Annotated in this window: 16 protein-coding genes; 13 read left to right on the top strand and 3 right to left on the bottom strand. The window is 32.6% G+C overall.

Annotated elements, in window-relative coordinates:
* Nucleotides 1-2: 2 nt before the first annotated feature.
* The 8 genes from DNG35_RS03680 to DNG35_RS03645 are packed head-to-tail and all read left to right on the top strand — an operon-like array spanning nt 3 to nt 8,933.
* Nucleotides 3-1,496 (top strand): GH3 auxin-responsive promoter family protein, encoded by a 1,494-nt coding sequence (locus tag DNG35_RS03680; RefSeq protein ID WP_111126403.1) that lies wholly within the window; start codon nt 3-5, stop codon nt 1,494-1,496.
* Nucleotides 1,497-3,182, top strand: a complete 1,686-nt coding sequence (locus DNG35_RS03675; protein ID WP_111126402.1) for a hypothetical protein — start codon at nt 1,497-1,499, stop codon at nt 3,180-3,182.
* Entirely contained in the window at nt 3,172-4,122 is a 951-nt protein-coding gene (locus DNG35_RS03670; RefSeq protein ID WP_111126401.1) for a hypothetical protein, read from the top strand. Before DNG35_RS03675 ends, DNG35_RS03670 begins: the two co-directional genes overlap by 11 nt.
* Before the next feature lies 1 nt (nt 4,123).
* A complete protein-coding gene (gene rfbC / locus DNG35_RS03665; protein WP_111126400.1) occupies nt 4,124-4,669 on the top strand; it encodes a dTDP-4-dehydrorhamnose 3,5-epimerase in 546 nt (181 codons plus the stop codon).
* Nucleotides 4,666-5,517, top strand: coding sequence for a dTDP-4-dehydrorhamnose reductase (gene rfbD, locus DNG35_RS03660; protein WP_111126399.1), 852 nt, complete (start codon nt 4,666-4,668; stop codon nt 5,515-5,517). The genes rfbC and rfbD overlap by 4 nt, the downstream gene beginning before the upstream one ends.
* Nucleotides 5,518-6,273: a 3'(2'),5'-bisphosphate nucleotidase CysQ gene (cysQ, locus tag DNG35_RS03655; protein ID WP_111126398.1), complete on the top strand. Its 756-nt coding sequence runs from the start codon at nt 5,518-5,520 to the stop codon at nt 6,271-6,273.
* A gap of 8 nt (nt 6,274-6,281) precedes the next feature.
* Nucleotides 6,282-7,511, top strand: a complete 1,230-nt coding sequence (locus DNG35_RS03650; protein ID WP_111126397.1) for a hypothetical protein — start codon at nt 6,282-6,284, stop codon at nt 7,509-7,511.
* 6 nt (nt 7,512-7,517) lie between these two features.
* Nucleotides 7,518-8,933 carry an O-antigen ligase gene (locus tag DNG35_RS03645; protein WP_111126396.1) on the top strand — a complete coding sequence of 472 codons (1,416 nt, stop codon included), beginning with the start codon at nt 7,518-7,520 and terminating at the stop codon, nt 8,931-8,933.
* On the opposite strand, the gene DNG35_RS03640 is transcribed toward DNG35_RS03645, so the two are convergent.
* The gene (locus tag DNG35_RS03640) at nt 8,896-9,999 is read right to left on the bottom strand and encodes a polysaccharide pyruvyl transferase family protein (protein ID WP_111126395.1); all 1,104 of its coding nucleotides are present in this window, start codon (nt 9,997-9,999) and stop codon (nt 8,896-8,898) included. The genes DNG35_RS03645 and DNG35_RS03640 overlap by 38 nt on opposite strands.
* Before the next feature lie 53 nt (nt 10,000-10,052).
* On the opposite strand from DNG35_RS03640, the gene DNG35_RS03635 reads away from it, so the two are divergent.
* The 3 genes from DNG35_RS03635 to DNG35_RS03625 all read left to right on the top strand — a co-directional run bounded on the left by DNG35_RS03635 (nt 10,053) and on the right by DNG35_RS03625 (nt 13,320).
* Nucleotides 10,053-10,889, top strand: a complete 837-nt coding sequence (locus tag DNG35_RS03635) for a glycosyltransferase family A protein (protein ID WP_111126394.1) — start codon at nt 10,053-10,055, stop codon at nt 10,887-10,889.
* A gap of 20 nt (nt 10,890-10,909) precedes the next feature.
* Nucleotides 10,910-12,028: a glycosyltransferase gene (locus DNG35_RS03630; RefSeq protein WP_111126393.1), complete on the top strand. Its 1,119-nt coding sequence runs from the start codon at nt 10,910-10,912 to the stop codon at nt 12,026-12,028.
* Between the two features lie 80 nt (nt 12,029-12,108).
* On the top strand, nt 12,109-13,320 hold the full coding sequence (locus DNG35_RS03625) for an O-antigen ligase (protein ID WP_111126392.1): 1,212 nt from the start codon (nt 12,109-12,111) through the stop codon (nt 13,318-13,320).
* Nucleotides 13,321-13,342: 22 nt separating this feature from the next.
* Here the strand turns inward: DNG35_RS03625 and DNG35_RS03620 are convergent, their stop codons facing one another.
* Both DNG35_RS03620 and DNG35_RS03615 read right to left on the bottom strand, forming a co-directional pair.
* Nucleotides 13,343-14,812, bottom strand: coding sequence for a glycosyltransferase family 39 protein (locus tag DNG35_RS03620; protein WP_158524867.1), 1,470 nt, complete (start codon nt 14,810-14,812; stop codon nt 13,343-13,345).
* Nucleotides 14,813-14,822: 10 nt separating this feature from the next.
* Complete coding sequence (locus DNG35_RS03615; RefSeq protein ID WP_111126390.1) at nt 14,823-15,776, bottom strand: glycosyltransferase family 2 protein; 954 nt, start codon at nt 15,774-15,776, stop codon at nt 14,823-14,825.
* 229 nt (nt 15,777-16,005) lie between these two features.
* On the opposite strand from DNG35_RS03615, the gene DNG35_RS03610 reads away from it, so the two are divergent.
* On the top strand, nt 16,006-17,310 hold the full coding sequence (locus DNG35_RS03610) for a UDP-glucose/GDP-mannose dehydrogenase family protein (RefSeq protein WP_111126389.1): 1,305 nt from the start codon (nt 16,006-16,008) through the stop codon (nt 17,308-17,310).
* Between the two features lies 1 nt (nt 17,311).
* Entirely contained in the window at nt 17,312-18,298 is a 987-nt protein-coding gene (locus DNG35_RS03605) for a UDP-glucuronic acid decarboxylase family protein (protein ID WP_111126388.1), read from the top strand.

The following is an 18,298-nucleotide window of genomic DNA, read 5'->3' as shown; positions in this document are numbered from 1 at the left end:
TTATGAGCATTAAGGAAATAGGAGCCAAAATATTTGCCAAAATCGTTAAAGCTCAGATCAACAAATGGGCGAACAACCCTGTTGAAACGCAACAGAAAGTCTTTCAGAATCTTATTTCTGAGGCAAAAGACACAGAGTTTGGCAAAGATCACCACTTTCGTGAAATAAAAACACCACAAGATTTTGTAAAAAAAGTACCTCTTAGAGATTACGAAGCACTAAAACCTTATATCGAAAAAGTGGTTGCTGGAGAAGAAAATATCCTTTGGAAAGGAAAGCCACTTTATTTAGCTAAAACTTCAGGTACCACAAGCGGAGCCAAATACATTCCGATAACCAAAGAGTCGATGCCATCCCACATCAAAGGTGCTCGAAATGCAATACTAAACTACATTTCTGAAACAGGAAAAACCAAATTCGTCAACGGAAAAATGATTTTTCTGCAAGGAAGCCCAGAACTCGAAGAAAAAAACGGAATCAAAGTGGGTCGCCTTTCAGGAATCGTCGCTCATTTTGTACCAGCCTATTTACAAAGCAACCGTTTGCCAAGCTGGGAAACCAATTGTATCGAAGATTGGGAAACCAAAGTAGATAAAGTCATCGAAGAAACACTTCCCGAAAACATGAGCGTTTTTAGTGGTATTCCGTCTTGGTTGCAGATGTACTTTGAGAGAATAGTACAAAAAGAGAAGAAGAAAATAAGCCAAATATTCCCCAATTTTGATTTGTTGATTTACGGGGGTGTTAATTACGAACCTTACCGAGAAAAATTTAATGAATTAATCGGGAAAAAGATAGACAGTATTGAGCTTTTTCCTGCTTCTGAAGGTTTTTTTGCCTACCAAGACCAACAGCACCAAAAAGGAATGTTGTTGCGACTTGATGCAGGAATTTTTTATGAATTTATCAAAGCGGATGAATTTTTTGAAGAAAACCCAACAAGTTATACGATTGGAGAAATAGAAAAAGAGGTAAATTATGTGATGATTATCTCTACCAATGCTGGTTTGTGGCGTTATAATTTAGGCGATACCGTAAAATTTACTTCAATAAAACCTTATCGTGTGATTGTTTCGGGAAGAATCAAGCATTTTACCTCAGCATTTGGAGAACATGTCATTGCCAGTGAAGTAGAAAAGGCGATGGCCGAAGCTTCCGAAAAACATGGTATACAAATAAACGAGTTTACCGTCGCTCCAGAAACCAATCCGAAAGAAGGTTTACCTTACCACGAATGGTTAATTGAATTTTCTAGCGAAGAAGGAGACTTTGAGGCTTTCGCGCAAAGCCTTGACAAGAGTATGCAAAAGCAAAATAGTTATTATTTTGATTTAATTGATGGAAAAATATTGCGACCTTTGGTGATTACAAAGATTGCCAAACAAGGTTTTCAGAACTATATGAAATCTATCGGAAAGCTTGGCGGACAAAACAAACTGCCTCGACTTTCTAATGATAGAAAAATTGCAGAAGCAATTTCAAAATATAAAATTTAGATGAACACATTCAACATACAAGGTCGAAGTAAGGCACAAGAAAGCTCTAATGCTATCGAACGTATGTATATCACGATGCGACATCTTTTTAATAGAGGTTATTACAAACCTATGGGCATTTCTGGGGAATCGTTGAGAGAATCTTTGTTTACACTTCGCCCAGAAATCTACGGGGCTATTGCCGAAGAAAAAGTAGAGTTACAAGGATTGCTGTATGTAATCGATCGTTTGCCAATAGGTATAGAAGAATGTACATACATCAATCTTACAAGCGACGAAGGCTATAAAAACTCGCATTTTAAACCTATTATTCCTAAAAAACGTAGAAGAAACTGTTACCGTATCGATGAAGACCAAATGAATATTGAGGTGACGCGAGGCAGGTCAGAAATCTATGACATTCTTACCCATCTTACTTTTTTGTTTATCGAGTCGCATAAAATTATGTGTAGTGTATTGATTGAGGATGGAAAAGATTACACGCGGGATTGGAAAAAACTGGAGTTAGCTGTAAAAAAAGACAGTCTAACAGAAGAAGAAAGAGAAACGATAATCTCGCATGTTGCCAATTTTTTAGGAAGAACTTATCAAGAAGTTAGAGCTTTTCACCCTTTATTTAGTACACTAGATGATAAAGACCGGTTCTTAAAAATCATTTATTATTTAGGAAGTAAAGCGATAAGAGAAGTTGTCGAAGATCAAAAGCGAATAGTCACTTTCAGCCCGGTTTTAAGAGAGCGATTAGGACATCATATTTATGGTGAACGCTGGGCAAATCGCATCAAAAACACTTTAGCAGAAAACAATTTACTCGATAGAGAGCTACATATCATCAGTGCCAATATGCACAGTGTGATGAATACACTTTTTGCAGAAGCGGCCTTATCAAATGAGCTTCAGAAAAGTTCAAAGCTAGAAATCTATGAGTTTTTAAGCGATACGGCTAACGGTAAATTACGTTTAAAAGTAAACGAACACGCTATGAGTAATGGCATGATTTTTATCGATGATCAAAGCGGAACGAATATCGATGTTCAAATTTTTGACACTTCTAAAATTAAAATAGAGAATTGTTCGTTTAAAGTAAGTGAAGAAAATGCACCTGTGATCATTGTAATGGATTATGCTTTTGGAGAACAAGCTTACGAAACCATGGATGAACTTTTAAAACCTTTTAAGAAAGAAGGGAAGAAGTTTCATTTAGATGTTGCTTCTATTTCCATTATGGGAAAAGCAGGAATTCTCGAAGGTGGAAAAGGAGATATTATGATTCCTAAAGCACATGTTTTTGAAGGAACTGCAGACAATTACCCTGTAAAAAATAAATTGAAGAAAAAGCACCTTGCCGGAAATGGAATTGATGTATATGAAGGTTCGATGATTACGGTTTTAGGAACATCACTTCAAAACAGAGAAATTTTGCGGTTCTTTAACGAATCTACTTGGGACGTAATTGGTCTTGAAATGGAAGGAGCGCATTACCAAAAAGCCATACAAGCGGCTTCAAAAATTAGAGGAAACATCAAATCTAAAGTGAAAGTACGCTATGCTTATTATGCAAGTGACAACCCTTTAGAGACAGGAAGTACTTTGGCTTCAGGAGGTTTAGGAACCTCAGGAGTAAAACCCACTTATTTAATAACAGAAAAAATACTAGAACAAATATTTCAACCTGATGGAAAATAATCAACGAAATAACGAGGAAATAGATTTAAACGATTTGTTTATTGTTTTTAAGAAAATAGGCAATGCGATTGTCAATTTTTTTGTGCGAATAGCGGCTTTTATTTTAAGGTTTGCGGTGATTTTGGCAGTTTTAATAGTCATAGGTGTTATTTTAGGTTATTTCTGGCAAGAAAACACTCCTAAGTACGTACAAACACAAAGCATTATCGGTGCAGATTATGAAGCTTCACCTTATATCTATAAAAAGATAGAAGAAATCAACTATAAATTTTCTAATGAAAATGAAAACTATCAACAAAAATTAGGCATTGAAGAGACGGGTAATTTAAAGCTAGAAATAGAACCTGTTTTATTTTTTGATGAGTTTACCGAAGAAGAAGAAACCTATCTCGAATTTATTGATGAAACAGCCTCAGTAAATGAAAAGTTGAAAGAAGATATTTGGAGTAACTCTTTAAAAACCCATAAAATTATTTTAAAACACCCCCAAAAAATTGAAATTCAAAAAGTATACAGTTTAATTCTCGAGGAATTAAGAAGCAATAATTTTTACAGAAAACTGTACGAAGACCAAAAACAATTTTTAGCTCAGCAAATCAAAAGTAACGAAAATTTTATACAGTCTTTAGATAGTTTAATTACGAACTATGGCAAGAATAAGGCAACAAGCACAGTGGTAGTCAATGGGGCTAATTTTGATTTTAACGGGTTGATTTTAAGAAGATCTGAATTGCAAAAGAAAACCTCTCAACTAATTACAAGGCTCAATAAAAATCAAGACTTTGTGTTTGTTATCGATCAGGGTAATACTCAAGCTATAAAAGATAATTTTTTATTGAAACTTAATAAAATAGTGATCACCCCTGTTTTATTAATTATAGCCTTTGTTTTAAGTATTATCATTGGGCGAATTTTTGTAAAAGCACGTCAATTAAAATAATATGGTTGTCGAACAAACAAAGCTAAAAGACTGTTTCTTGATCAAACCCAATGTTTTTAAAGATAAACGCGGTTTATTTTTTGAAAGCTATCATAAAAAGAGGTTTCATCAAGAAACGGGGTTAAATATAGATTTTGTACAAGACAACCATTCGGTTTCTCAGTACGGTTCGTTAAGGGGGTTGCATTTACAAATTGGTGATAAAGCCCAAGCAAAACTGGTACGGGTTGTTGCAGGCGAGGTTTATGATGTTGTGGTCGATTTAAGAAAAGATTCACCTACCTTTAAACAAGCGCATGGCGTTTTTTTGAATGACAAAAACAATTACCAATTGTTTATTCCAAAAGGTTTTGCACACGGGTTTGTCACGCTTTCCAAAACTGCAGTATTCAATTATAAGTGTGACGAATATTACGATAAAACTTCGGAAGCTGGAGTTATTTATAACGACCCCGAATTGAATATCGATTGGCAAATAGACAAGGATTATATCATCCTGTCTGAAAAAGATAAAGCACTGCCAACCCTAGAAGCGTTTTTAAAATGAAAAAAGTATTAGTTACAGGAGCAAACGGTCAATTAGGAAAGTGCTTGCAAAAAATTGCCCATAACTACCCTCATGTAGCTTTCGATTTTAAAAACAGTCAAGATTTAGACATTACCAATTTTAGCGCTTTTGCGGAAACTTTTAAAAGAAAAGCTTATGATTATTGTATCAACTGTGCAGCTTTTACCAATGTAGAATTAGCCGAAAGTGAACAAGAACAAGCTTTTTTGGTAAACGCCAAAGCTGTAAAAAATTTAGCGAAAGCCTGTAAGGAAAATAATTCTACGCTCATCCATATTTCTACCGATTATGTTTTTGACGGCACACAATCTCAACCCTATTCCGAAACCGCTCAAACCAACCCCATAAACATTTATGGGGCATCAAAACTACAAGGAGAAGAATATATTCAAGAGATTTTAGAAAAATTTTTTATTATCCGGACTTCTTGGCTGTATTCTGAGTTTGGACATAACTTCTTTAAAACCATAGAAAGTAAATTAGACCAAGAGACTACTTTTAGCATTACCACCGAGCAAACAGGAACACCAACCAACGCCATCGATTTAGCAAAACTGATTTTAGAAGTCATCAGTTCAGAAGAACAAGCATACGGATTATATCACTTCAGCAACCAAGGAGAAACCACGTGGTACGGATTTGCACAAGCAATTGTAAAGTTGCATCCTAATGCCGTGTTTACGGTAAAACCAACAGATATTTATCCGACAAAAGCAAAAAGACCAACATACAGTGTGCTTTCTAAAGAAAAAATCATAAAAACATTTAATTATCAGATCGATTCTTGGCAAGAAAGCCTCAAAAAACTTATTAAAAACAACAATTAGATGAATACAGAAAAGTACATTCAACTCATTATTAAAGCTGCTCACCAAGCAGGAGAAAAAATCTTAGAAGTTTATCACTCAGCCGATTTTGGCGTAGAAACCAAAGGAGATGATAGCCCATTAACCAAGGCCGATCAAATGGCTCATGAAGCCATTATGAGCTATTTGTCTCAAACAGAATTTCCGATATTGTCTGAAGAAGGTAAAAATATTGCTTACGCGGAAAGAAAAAACTGGGAGTATTTTTGGATGGTTGATCCGCTAGACGGAACCAAAGAGTTTATCAAGAAAAATGGCGAGTTTACGGTAAATATTGCGCTAATTCATCACTCAAAACCTGTTTTGGGAGTGGTTTACGCTCCTGTTTTAGGAAAAACTTATGTTGGAGGTACAGATATTAGTTCATTTATGATAAATGAGACAGGAGAAAAGTCAACACTCAAACTTTCAGAAAACACTTCTAATAAACGCATTGTAGCTTCGCGTTCGCATCTTAATGATGAAACAAAAAATTTTATAGACCAATACCCAAATGCAGAAATTGTAAGTATGGGCAGTTCATTAAAGTTTATGCTTATTGCCGAAGGAAAAGCCGATATTTACCCTCGTTTTGCTCCCACGATGGAATGGGATACCGCAGCAGCGCATGCCGTTTTACGTGGCTTAAATGTTGAAGTGATAAATCAAGAAGACAAACTTCCGTTAAGGTATAATAAAGAGAACTTACTCAATCCTTACTTTTTGGTAGAGAATTAAAAAAAAATATGCTCAACTCAAAAATATGTAGTCTTGCAGAACAGGCCTTGGTTTCGTTGCTAAATTTTGGGTCTATATTTTTGATTTCTAAATATGTATCGGTTGAGTTGTTTGCAGAATACACTCTTGCCTACAGCTATGTGATTTTCCTTTTTTTTCTGACAAATGCGTTATTAGCCTCACCAGTTCTCATTTTTTATGTGAAAAATTGGTTTGATAAAGGGAAAGAATACCTTCTATCAAACATTTTCCTTGGAATAGTTATTATACTTGCGGTTTGCGGAGTTTTATTTATTTTTTTGAGGAGTCAAGTAACAGAAGTCTCTTTTATCAGTTTTTTTCTTTTTTGCTTCGGAATGTATTTGTATGACTTGTTGAGAAAGTTTGTTTATGTTTTAAAGAAAGGCTTATTAAAAACTCTATTAGGCTTAAGCGGCTTGCTGAACATCACTTTTTTTGGGTTACTTTACTATTTTTCAAGCGACCTTTCTATAACAACTATTTTTAATATTTATGCTGTTTCATTTTTAGGAGCTTCAGGCATACTTTTTCTTGGTTTGATAAACCATAAGGATATTAAGTTTTTAACCTCAAGAAGAACTGTTTTTAATCTGAAAATCTTTCAAAAAGTTTTTAAACAGCATTATGTATATGCGAAATGGCTTATTGTGGGAGGACTTATTTTTTGGGGTTATTCGCAAGGAGTTTATAATGCAGCAGAATTTTTGAATTATTCTTCAGAAGAAATAGCAAAAACTAGAGTATTGCATAACTTTTTAGGGGTTTTTGGGATTTTGAGTGTTACCATCGAAAATCATTACAATCCAATTTTTTCGAGTCAAATAACGAAACTTTCAGAAAAGGTAAAAGAAGTTTATAAATTACAGTATAAAAAAATCATATTGCTATTTGTTATTGCAACTCCCATTGGCTTGGGAGCATACCACTTTTTTTATTTTGAAAAATACGGATCTGCACTAGTATTGTTTTTAGGAATGTTACTTTTTCAATTTTTAATAATTTTAGCAAAGCCAATGGGGGTTGCCTTAAAAGCAAAAGAAAAAACAGTGCCTTTTTTCTACGCCCATACAATTGCTTTTTTAACTTCTATTATTACGTTAATCACTTTTAGCTTTTTTAATTTTTATTATGGAATTTTGTCGGCAATGTTGCTTGCTACAATAATTTATGCTTTAGTAATTTACTATTTTTATAAAAAGAATATCACAGAGAATTAATTCTTCATGGATAAGATTAAGAAAATATTATTTGTCTTAGGTTTGTTTTTTATCCCTTTCAATTCTTTTGAAAATGTTGATATACTAGGAGAGTATAGAAACGAGTCTGCCATTTATTTTTTCTTAATAGGTCTTTTATTTGTAGGAATAGAGTTTTTTATAAAAAGGAAAATTCCTTTACCCTTAAAAAGCTTTGTGTATCAGATATTCTTGATATTCTTTTTTTGGTGTATTTGTTCTGTTTTTATTAATCATTCAACGGTTATAGACAATTATTTTAAATATACCACAGGGTATAATAGAGCTTTCAGGCAAATAGCCTCTTTATTTATATCCTCTATCTTATTGGTTGCTTTTTTCTGGGCTTGTGTAAAAGATATGGACCTAAAAGAAATGCTAAAAACAATCAGAACAGCATTTTTAGCTTCTTTACTTTTTAATACGTTATATTGTTTTTTTGAGGTTTTAATTGTTGTTTTTCATATAGAACAAGTAAGACCAATTATAGAGTTATTTAGCTATTTCCCTTTTTTAGAGGTAAAGGTTTTTGGAGATAGAATTTCGGGTGTTTCCTACGAATCACCGTTTTTAGCTATTTACCTTATTACCGTTGCGGGCTGGATGTTTAGCTATATTCTAACCTCTCATAGAAAACTTTTAAAATATATACCTACGCTCATTGTTTTACTTCTTACTTTTTTTTCAGGCTCAAGAACTGGGTTATTTGTCGTCACAGTACAATTTTTGTTGTTCCTCTTTATATTGGCGTTGCATAAGAAAAAACTTAAAGTAGCTCTTCGGTTTGTGGGTGGCTTTCTTTTCTTGATTTTTGTAATTGTGGTTCTAAATCCAAAGGGAATCACACAAAGTATTGCAAAAAAAATAGACTCCTTAAATTTTAAAGAAAACCTAACCGAAAACGTTTCAAATAAATCTAGAATAGGAATTCAGTTTGCTTCTATGGAAGTCTTTAAAAGAAACCCTATTGCTGGTGTTGGTTATGGGCAACAAACCTATCATAACAGGCTTCATTATCCCAAATGGGCTACAAATGATAATTATGAGTTTACTCTTTTTTATAAAGACCAACGCTTAAAATCATTCCCGCCAGGCTATAACCTATATGTAAGAACTTTAGCCGAAACAGGAATTGTTGGCTTTTTTATTTTTTGTTTTTTTATACTTGCTATTTTTTACGCTTTACTCAAATTATACCGTAACACCAATGACCAAGAAAAACACCTTACTGTTATCCTCATCATTTCTTTTGTAGGATTATTGATTAATTTTTTACAAATTGACACACTTAGAATATACGGGTTTTGGATATACTTATGTGTGCTTATAAGGCTAATCGGCATCTACAACCAAAGAAAAACGCTACCTACTTCTGAAAGTGACCTAAAATATTTGGATGAGTAAAATTACTTCGAGCTAAATCTATCGATTGACCTATATTCTTGGGAGAAGAATAACCTTCATTTAAAATCCCTTCCACTATAGTAAAGACTTTTTTGGGCGAAAGCTCGGCATCACCTAAAAAATAATCTTTAGATTGCCCAACGTCTTTTAAAAAATCAGTACATTTTTTATGATACTCAATCAATAAAAAAGGCACTTGGGCAAAACAAGCAAAAATGCTGGCGTGCAATCGTGTTGAAATCACCAAGTCACAAGAAGCGATTTCATCCCAGGTTTTTTTCAATTCTTTTTGATATGGAATAAATTCTATTTTTTCAGGGTTAATTCCTTCTACCAAATTTTTTGAAATCTCCTGATCCCCAAAAATAGGATTACCATTGATAATAAAAACCTTAAAATGAATATTCATATTTTTGTCTAGATGTTTTACTACTTCTTTAAAAAACAGATTTCTATTTTTTTCTTTTTTGGGACTTCCACCGGTATAAGATTCATAATTACAAATACTTAACCCAATGGTTGTTTTTGTAGGTGAAGATTTTTTTTGATATTGATAAACCTCGGGCAGTAATGCCGCTAAATCAAAGGCTTTCACAGGTTGATAAGGTAGATTTAAAGTTTTGACATATTCATAAGAACGAGTATCTCTTAAAGCTAAAAAAGAAATCGATTTTAAATATTTCTGAACTTTTACTTCATCTTTAAGGTTTTTAAAAGGACCAACAGAGACACCGATAGCTCCTAACTTCATTTTTTTTGTATAGGAAATTAATCTTGCCAGAGATTTGTTAGAATGTATCGGCATTTCACTAAAAGTGGAACCGCCAGCCGAAATAAAAAAGTCATTCGTTAAAAAAGCATTTAGGAAACTTATTCTGTCAAAGCCCTTTTTATTGTTTAAAAAGCTTTTGGTTTTTATAGGAGAAATAGTTTGAGGGAGATTTTGACCAATAAAGGTGTTGTTTTCAGAATTCCAATAGGTTTGAGAACCCCAACTTGCAACTTCAACAAATGCATCATCACCTGCATTTTTATATCCATAGTATCCTTCAAATAATATATTCATATATAACTCTATGCTTTTATTTATCTTTGGCTTTTTAAATCTACATCATTCAAATGTACAATTTTCCGCTTGTTAGTGTTGTTCTTCCCGTTTATAACGCTGAAAAAAGTATTGATTATTGTTTGAAATCGGTACTGGAGCAAAGCTACAAAAATATAGAAGTAATTGTCATAAATGACGGTTCTACAGATCGGTCTGAAGAAATCATTCAAACGATTATCAAGAAATATCCTGAGAAAAGAATCAAGTATATTTCCCAAGAAAACAAAGGAGTGTCTGTGGCAAGAAATCTGGGACTAAAAAAAGCATTAGGAGAGTTTATCGCTTTTATAGATAGTGATGACGAATGGCTCCCAACAAAACTGGAAGAGCAAATGAAGGTTTTTGATGAAAATAATAAGGTTGATATAATTTCTTGCAACCGAAATCAAGAGCACTTTGATTCTTTTTTAGGGAATAAATTTAAAGTCCTTCAAAGAATACCGGCAAAAATGCTATTCCTTAAAAATTTTGCCCTCACGCCAACAGTGGTTATGAAAAGAGAAGCCTTTCATACCGTTGGTTATTTTAATGAAAACATGCGCTATGCCGAAGATTTAATTTATTTTGTACGCCTTGCACACCATCATCACCTATATTTATTAAATAAGAGTTTAGTGATTACTGGAAAAGGAAAAATGTCTTTTGGGGAATCGGGATTAAGTTCTAATTTATGGGAGATGGAAAAAGGTGAACTTAAAGGAGTTTCTATTGCTAGAAAACTAGGAATCATCAATACATTTGAAAGCCTATTTTTCTATACCTTCTCTTTTTTAAAATACCTGAGAAGAGTTTTTATTTCAAAAGTTTGGATTAAAACAAATACTACAAGTAACAAGAGAAATGATTAAAAAACACTAAAAAAACAATTTTGAAAGTACTTCACGTAGGCAAATATTATCCTCCTTTTTATGGCGGTATAGAAAAAGTTAATTACGACTTGGTAGAAACCCTAAATGAAAAAGGAATACAAACCGATGTTTTTTGTTTTAACCATAAAAAAGGAAGTCAGACAACTCAGCGTAAATATAAAATTCAGCGAACAGGAGTTTGGATAACGAAATTTTCTACGCCAATCTCATTTTCTATTTTTAAAGATTTGCATGAGATTTATCAGCATTATGATATCATTCATCTTCATATGCCTAACCCAACTGCAGCAATTGCTTTACAGTTTTTACCTTTTAAAGGAAAGATAATTTTACACTGGCATCTTGATATTGTAAAACAAAAACTTATAAAAACTGCGTATAAACCTTTTCAAACTCATCTTTTAAAGAAAGCAGACGCGGTAATTGTAACCTCTCCTGATTATTTAGAGAGTTCAAAAGACTTACAATCGTATAAAGATAAATGCCATGTAATTCCGTTAGGAATTGATGAAACTTACCTAAAAGAAAACATAGATTTTAGAAGTAAACTAGCTGAAAAATATAAAAGCAAGAAAGTTGTATTTAGTCTTGGGCGTCTTATCTATTATAAAGGTTTTGAATATTTAATAGAGGCGGCAAAACATTTAGATGAAAATACTATCGTTTTAATTGGAGGAATAGGGGCTTTAAAAGATAAATTACAAAAGCAAATTATAGACAACCATTTACAAAAAAAAGTAAAGTTAATAGGAAAAATTCCATCGTCAGAACTGGCAGAATACTACAAAAGAGCTGATGTGTTTTGTCTTCCGTCTATAGAAAGATCTGAAGCATTTGGTATTGTTTTACTTGAGGCAATGGCTTTAGGTTGTCCTTTAATAACAACTTCAATTGGCTCTGGAACATCTTGGGTAAATCAGCATCAAGAAACAGGTCTCGTGGTTACACCAAAAAACTCAATTGTAATAGCAGATGCGATTAAAATTATACTCTCAGATAAAAAATCGAAAGTAAGATATTCTGAAAATGCTCAACGTCGTTTTAACAACCATTTTAAGCTTGAGCAGATGACAGATAAAACACTGCATTTATATAGAAATTTGCTTAAAGAAAAGTAGACTTGAAACAATACCACTAAAAAGTATTAAAAATTAACTATTTTCGTTATAAATAAGAAAACCACCATAATAAAGTCTTTATGAATGCTTTGAAAAGTTTCTTTTCTAAAGAAAACATTTACGACATCATCGCATCAGTTTTGGTGTTGATGCTACCGCTTTCAAAGGCATTACCCAATTTACTGCTCATTCCTTTAGGTGTTGTTTTTCTTTTTCGCTTAAAGCGAAATGACTATTCTTATATAAAGTCGAAAACAATATTATTATATTTTGCAAGCATTGCAGTTTTAACTCTTTTTTCTTTTCTAAAAGGTACTTTTATAGACGACATTGCTTATTTCGGAAGAATGTATATCGTACTATTATTTTTCTTGTTTTTTACACAGGTAAAGAAAGTTAAGTATATAGAATTAGCTTTTTTATTAGGTGTAATAATTGCTGTAGGAATTTCAATAATAAATATTTTTGTTGAATATCAAAGCAACCCAGAGTTTGTACTTGCTAATAACGCTACTGTTAACGAGGTTCTCTTATTAGAACGACCTTATTTTGGTATTGTTTTGGCTTTAGGTACTTTTATAGCTTTAAAATATACCGAAACCAGAAAATCAAACCTAGAAGGCTATATCCTAGCCGTTGTTTTTACGGCATTTGCCGTTTATATTTCTGCTCGTTTAGGAATTCTTATGTGCTTACTCCTTATTGTTATTTACACGATTAGACTTTCCAAAAGAAATAAAAACACCACTTTAGGAATAGGCATAGGTTTGACACTATTAATAGCTTTAGCTTTTGGATTAAGCAACAACCTTCAAAAAAGAATGTTTATCGATAACGATTTTGAACGAACTAAAAAAATGGTGGTAGATACAGAGCCCCGCTTTGTGATTTGGCCTTGTATCTTTGAAAAAATGGCTCATCCAACAATTATAGCTTTTGGACACAAAAACAAACAAGAGATAGAAGATGAATTAGTAAAATGTTATGATAAAACGATAGATTACAATGAAAGCAAAAGAGTTTATTATTTAAAGGCAAAATTCAACACCCATAACCAATTTTTAGATTTTGCCATGCTTGGAGGTTACCTACCGGCAATTCTATTATTGTTGGCGTTTCTCGTAAGCTTTTTCTCTAGAAAAATTAGTTTTGAACTAAAAGTAATATTAACGCTATTTTTTATGTTTTTTATAGTCGAAAACGTTTTACAGAGACAATTAGGCGCTTTTCTTTTTGGTATATTTGTAGCTTTGTATATTACTTTAAAACAAACAAAAAAACCTATAGTATAAAAATTTCACTTTCAAAGGAAAATTACTTTTTCTTTAAATTTTCGAACTTATATATGGGTACATTTTTAAACTCGTAGATTTTCTTTTTTTTAAAATCATAGTTTTTTTCAATTGAATCAATATAGGTTTTATTGTTAACAATAAAACTATTATAATTATCAATTTCATCATAATTGATAAAATTTATACTTTTTCCTTCTTCTTGCAGAGCTCTAGAGTAAAACAGGAGATTAGGTTTATAACCAGAATGAAACAATACATTAACACTGTCAGGTAAAAATGAAGAGTTCTCTGATAAATATTTTGGCATTAAATGGTGTTCTAAGTAAACTGCTTTTTCTTCTTCGCTTAAAAAATTAAGTACTTTTATATAAGGAAATGTAAAAAAGAGAATCACTAAGGTTAAACCAATAGGTGTTTTTCTGAAGCCAATATTCTGTTTTGAAATAAAGTCATATAGCATATATATAAAATTGGCTATGATAATTGAAAAAAAAGGGTACATAGGAATGTCATACCATTCTAGCTTTGTTTTCGCTAGAGTAATAACTATAAAGTATGAGATTATTAGGATACAAGAAAAAAGATGTAAATCCCAAAGCTTTTTATTTTTATTGAAAAAACCTAAAAAGAAACTAATAAATAAAAGATAGAACCAATTAAAAAAACGATGATTTTTTATCAGCTTAAAATAATAATCAAAACCACCTTTGTTACCTTCTTGAGGTGTATTATACCGACCGGTATATTCATTTTCAATAACTTCTTTTATATAGTTGGGCTGAAGATTATCTCTAATGATATAGTAACCTCCTATAAAAACAATTAAAAAAAATATACCTAAATAAAGGGTTTTGTTTTGAAGAAGTTGAAAAAGGAATTTTTTATATATTGTGAAAATAAATAAAGCAGGTAAAAATAAAAGACCTGCGGCACTTTTTGTTAAAATAGAAAACAATAAACCAACAAAAAAGAGAACTAAAAATTTATTTTCTTTATGCTTAATATAAAGAAAATAGGATAAACAATATAGTGTAGTAAAAAAAGTTAATGGAACATCAAAATCTCCAGTAGTAGCTCCATGAGTTTTCATAAAACCAAGCGATGTCACGAGAACCAAACTAGTAAATATCCCATGCCAGAAATACTTAAGATGTTTGAAGGAAAATAAAAACAATCCGACACAAGTAAGAAATCCCAGAGAAGCTACAGGAAGTCTAAAAGCAAATGCATTTACTCCAAATAGATGAAAGGAAATTACTTGCAACCATATTAAAAGGGGAGGCTTAGTGTTCCAAAGTTCTGGTTTTCCTTCATAGGTTGTTGCTATTGAAAGTCCACTTTTATACATTTCAAAAGCATTATTTGCATTTCTTGACTCATCAAATATTCTAAGCGTTAAAACCTCCAAAAAACAAAAAAAAGGGATAGCTATAATTATTAGCCATAATCCAATTATTATAATCTTTACTAGCTTACTTTTTTGACTCAAAATCATAGTGTTAAGATTGAATATCTTGGGTTTTTAAAATATTTGTTTTTTCAATAATATAAAGAGGTCTGTCTAATATATTCTTGTTTATTCTGTTGATGTATTCTCCAATAATCCCTAATGATATGAGTTGAATTCCACCAATAAACATTGAACTTATAATAAGTGATGTCCATCCAGTAATAGTTTCGTTTAAAACGAAATAAGAAAACGCAGCATAAAGAATAATTAAGAACGAAATACCTGAAATAAAAAAGCCCATTTTTGTAACAAAGTTTAAAGGTTTTTCAGAAAAACTTGTAATACCATCCATTGCAAATTTTAGCATTTTACTAAGTGGGTAGCTCGTTTCTCCGTGTTTTCTTTTATCTCTTTTAAAAAATACTGCGGTTTGCCGAAAACCTAACCAAGCTACTTGCCCTCGCAAGAATTTATTTTGTTCTGGCATCTGCTTTAAACAATCAACAATTTTCCTGTCAATAAGTCTAAAATCGCCCGTATCTACTGGAATATCAATTGAGGTCAATTTTTTAAGAATTCGATAAAAAAACTTAGCCGTTATTTTTTTAAAAAAAGACTCACCTTCTCTCTTTTTTCGTTGGGCATAAACCACTTCGTATCCTTCTTGATGTTTTTGATACATTTCTGGTATAAGCTCAGGAGGATCTTGCAAATCACCATCTATAATTACGACACACTTGCCTTTTGAATAATCTAATCCAGCAGTAACGGCAATTTGATGACCAAAGTTTCTACTAAAGTTGATGTAAAAAGATTTATTGTCTGTTTCTGCCAATTTCACCAATTGAAATAATGAATTGTCTTTACTTCCGTCGTTTACAAAAAGAAGTTCATAATTAGGTGTTATTTTAGAGACCGCTTTAGACAAGCGAGTATGCAATTCAGAAATACTTTGCTCTTCATTGTGTATAGGAATAACAACAGAAATATCAGGAGTAATCATATTTTTCTTAGGAATATATGAATATTATTTATTGCAAAATAAAGTATAATATCTAATATAAACCTACATATATTATATTATTGAAAAAGATTAAACTAAAATTAAGTAGGGATTTTCTTATTTTTGACAAAAAATTACTTTAAAAATAACATATAAGAAACATTTTTCGTTTCTAAATCATATCATAATAAGATTTAGGTAGTTTTTAAATATAAAAATATCAAGAGATTTGAAAATAACAGTTGTAGGAACAGGATATGTAGGTCTAGTTACAGGAACTTGCCTAGCAGAAACAGGAAATGAAGTCATCTGTGTCGATATAGATAAAAACAAAGTAGAGCGCATGCGGAATAGAGAAGTGCCTATTTATGAGCCACACCTCGATGTGCTTTTTGAACGAAATATAGATGCAGGAAGACTAAAATTTACCACAAGTTTACACGAAGGCTTAGACCACGGCGACATTATTTTTCTGGCCTTACCAACACCAGAAGGTGAAGATGGCTCGGCAGATTTGTCTTATGTGTTGAATGTTGCCAAAGAAATAGGACAATACATTACCAGCTACAAAATTATAGTTGACAAGAGTACCGTTCCTGTTGGGACAGCAGAATTGGTCACCAAAACCATTGCTCAAGAAACAAACACTGAATTTGATGTGGTTTCCAACCCAGAGTTTTTACGGGAAGGCTTTGCTGTAGATGATTTCCTCAAACCAGAAAGAATTGTCATAGGTTCTGAAAGCCCTCGTGCTATCGAGCATATGCAGAAACTCTACAAACCCTTTGTTCGTTCAGGGAACCCCATCATTGTGATGGATGAAAAATCGGCTGAACTCACCAAGTATGCGGCGAACTCATTTTTAGCAACCAAAATTACCTTTATGAACGAAATTGCCAACTATTGTGAACTTGTTGGTGCCGATGTTGATAAAGTGCGCATAGGAATGGGAACCGATTCTCGCATTGGCAAGCGCTTTTTGTTTCCAGGAATAGGTTACGGAGGCTCTTGTTTCCCTAAAGATGTCAAAGCCTTACACAAATCGGGAAAAGACATCAACTTTGATTTTAAGATTCTCGATGCTGTTGAAAAAATCAATCAAGCACAAAAAACCATTCTTCTTCCAAAAATAGAAGCAAAGCTAGGCAACCTTAACGGAAAAAAAATTGCACTTTGGGGATTGGCGTTTAAGCCAGAAACTGATGATATCCGGGAAGCGCCAGCACTTTCAATTATTAATAAGCTTCTTGAGAAAGGTGCAAAAATAACAGCCTTTGATCCTGAAGCGATGGATAATGTCAAAAGTAAATTAGGCGATAAAATTGCTTTCGCGAAAAGTATGTACGATGCAACAGAAGAGGCAGACGCCCTTGTAATTGCAACAGAGTGGAGCATTTTTAGAACACCCGATTTTCAAAAACTTAAGCAAAATTTAAAACAACCTATTATTTTTGACGGAAGAAACCTTTACGATATTTCTGATGTAGAGAAAGAAGGGTTTAGTTATATCTCAATAGGGAGAAAATCAATTTAGTATGAAAAAAGTCTTGATAACAGGAGCCGCAGGTTTTTTAGGCTCTCACCTTTGCGATAAATTTATTGATGAAGGATATCACGTTATCGGGATGGATAACCTAATTACAGGAGATTTAAAAAACATTCAACACTTAATGCCTTCAGAACGATTTGAGTTTCACCATCACGATGTCACCAAATTTGTTCACGTCGAGGGAGATCTAGATTATATTTTGCATTTTGCAAGTCCTGCAAGCCCGATAGATTATTTAAAAATTCCGATTCAAACCTTAAAAGTAGGCTCTTTAGGTACACACAATTTATTAGGTTTAGCGAAAGCAAAGAATGCTAGAATTTTAATTGCGAGTACTTCAGAAGTTTATGGTGATCCATTGGTGCATCCACAAAATGAAGAATATTACGGAAATGTAAACGCAATCGGGCCACGAGGCGTTTATGATGAAGCCAAAAGATTTCAAGAATCTATGACAATGGCCTACCACCGTTTTCACGGATTGGAAACCAGAATTGTACGCATTTTTAATACTTATGGCCCACGAATGCGGCTCAATGATGGCCGTGTGATACCTGCGTTTATTGGTCAGGCACTTCGAGGAGAAGATTTGACCATTTTTGGCGATGGTTTGCAGACACGATCTTTCTGTTATATTGATGACCAAATTGATGGCATATTTAAACTGTTGATGAGCGATTATGTGTTTCCTGTAAATATTGGAAACCCCCACGAAATTACCATCAAAGAATTTGCGGAAGAGATAATTGAACTTACAGGAACAAAACAGAAAATAGTACATAAAGAATTACCTCAAGACGACCCAAAACAGCGTCAACCTGACATTTCGCTCGCTAAAAAAATATTGAACTGGGAACCAAAAATAGGTAGAAAAGAAGGCATCAAAATCACCTATGACTATTTTAAAAGTTTACCTATAGAAGAACTCAACAAAAAAGAACATAAGGACTTTTCTGAGCATAATAAAAAGTAA

This window comes from Mesonia sp. K7, assembly GCF_003233725.1.
In the GTDB taxonomy this organism is placed as follows: domain Bacteria; phylum Bacteroidota; class Bacteroidia; order Flavobacteriales; family Flavobacteriaceae; genus Mesonia.
Note: the sequence above shows the minus strand (reverse complement) of the source record. Positions and strands in the feature narration are given on the sequence as shown.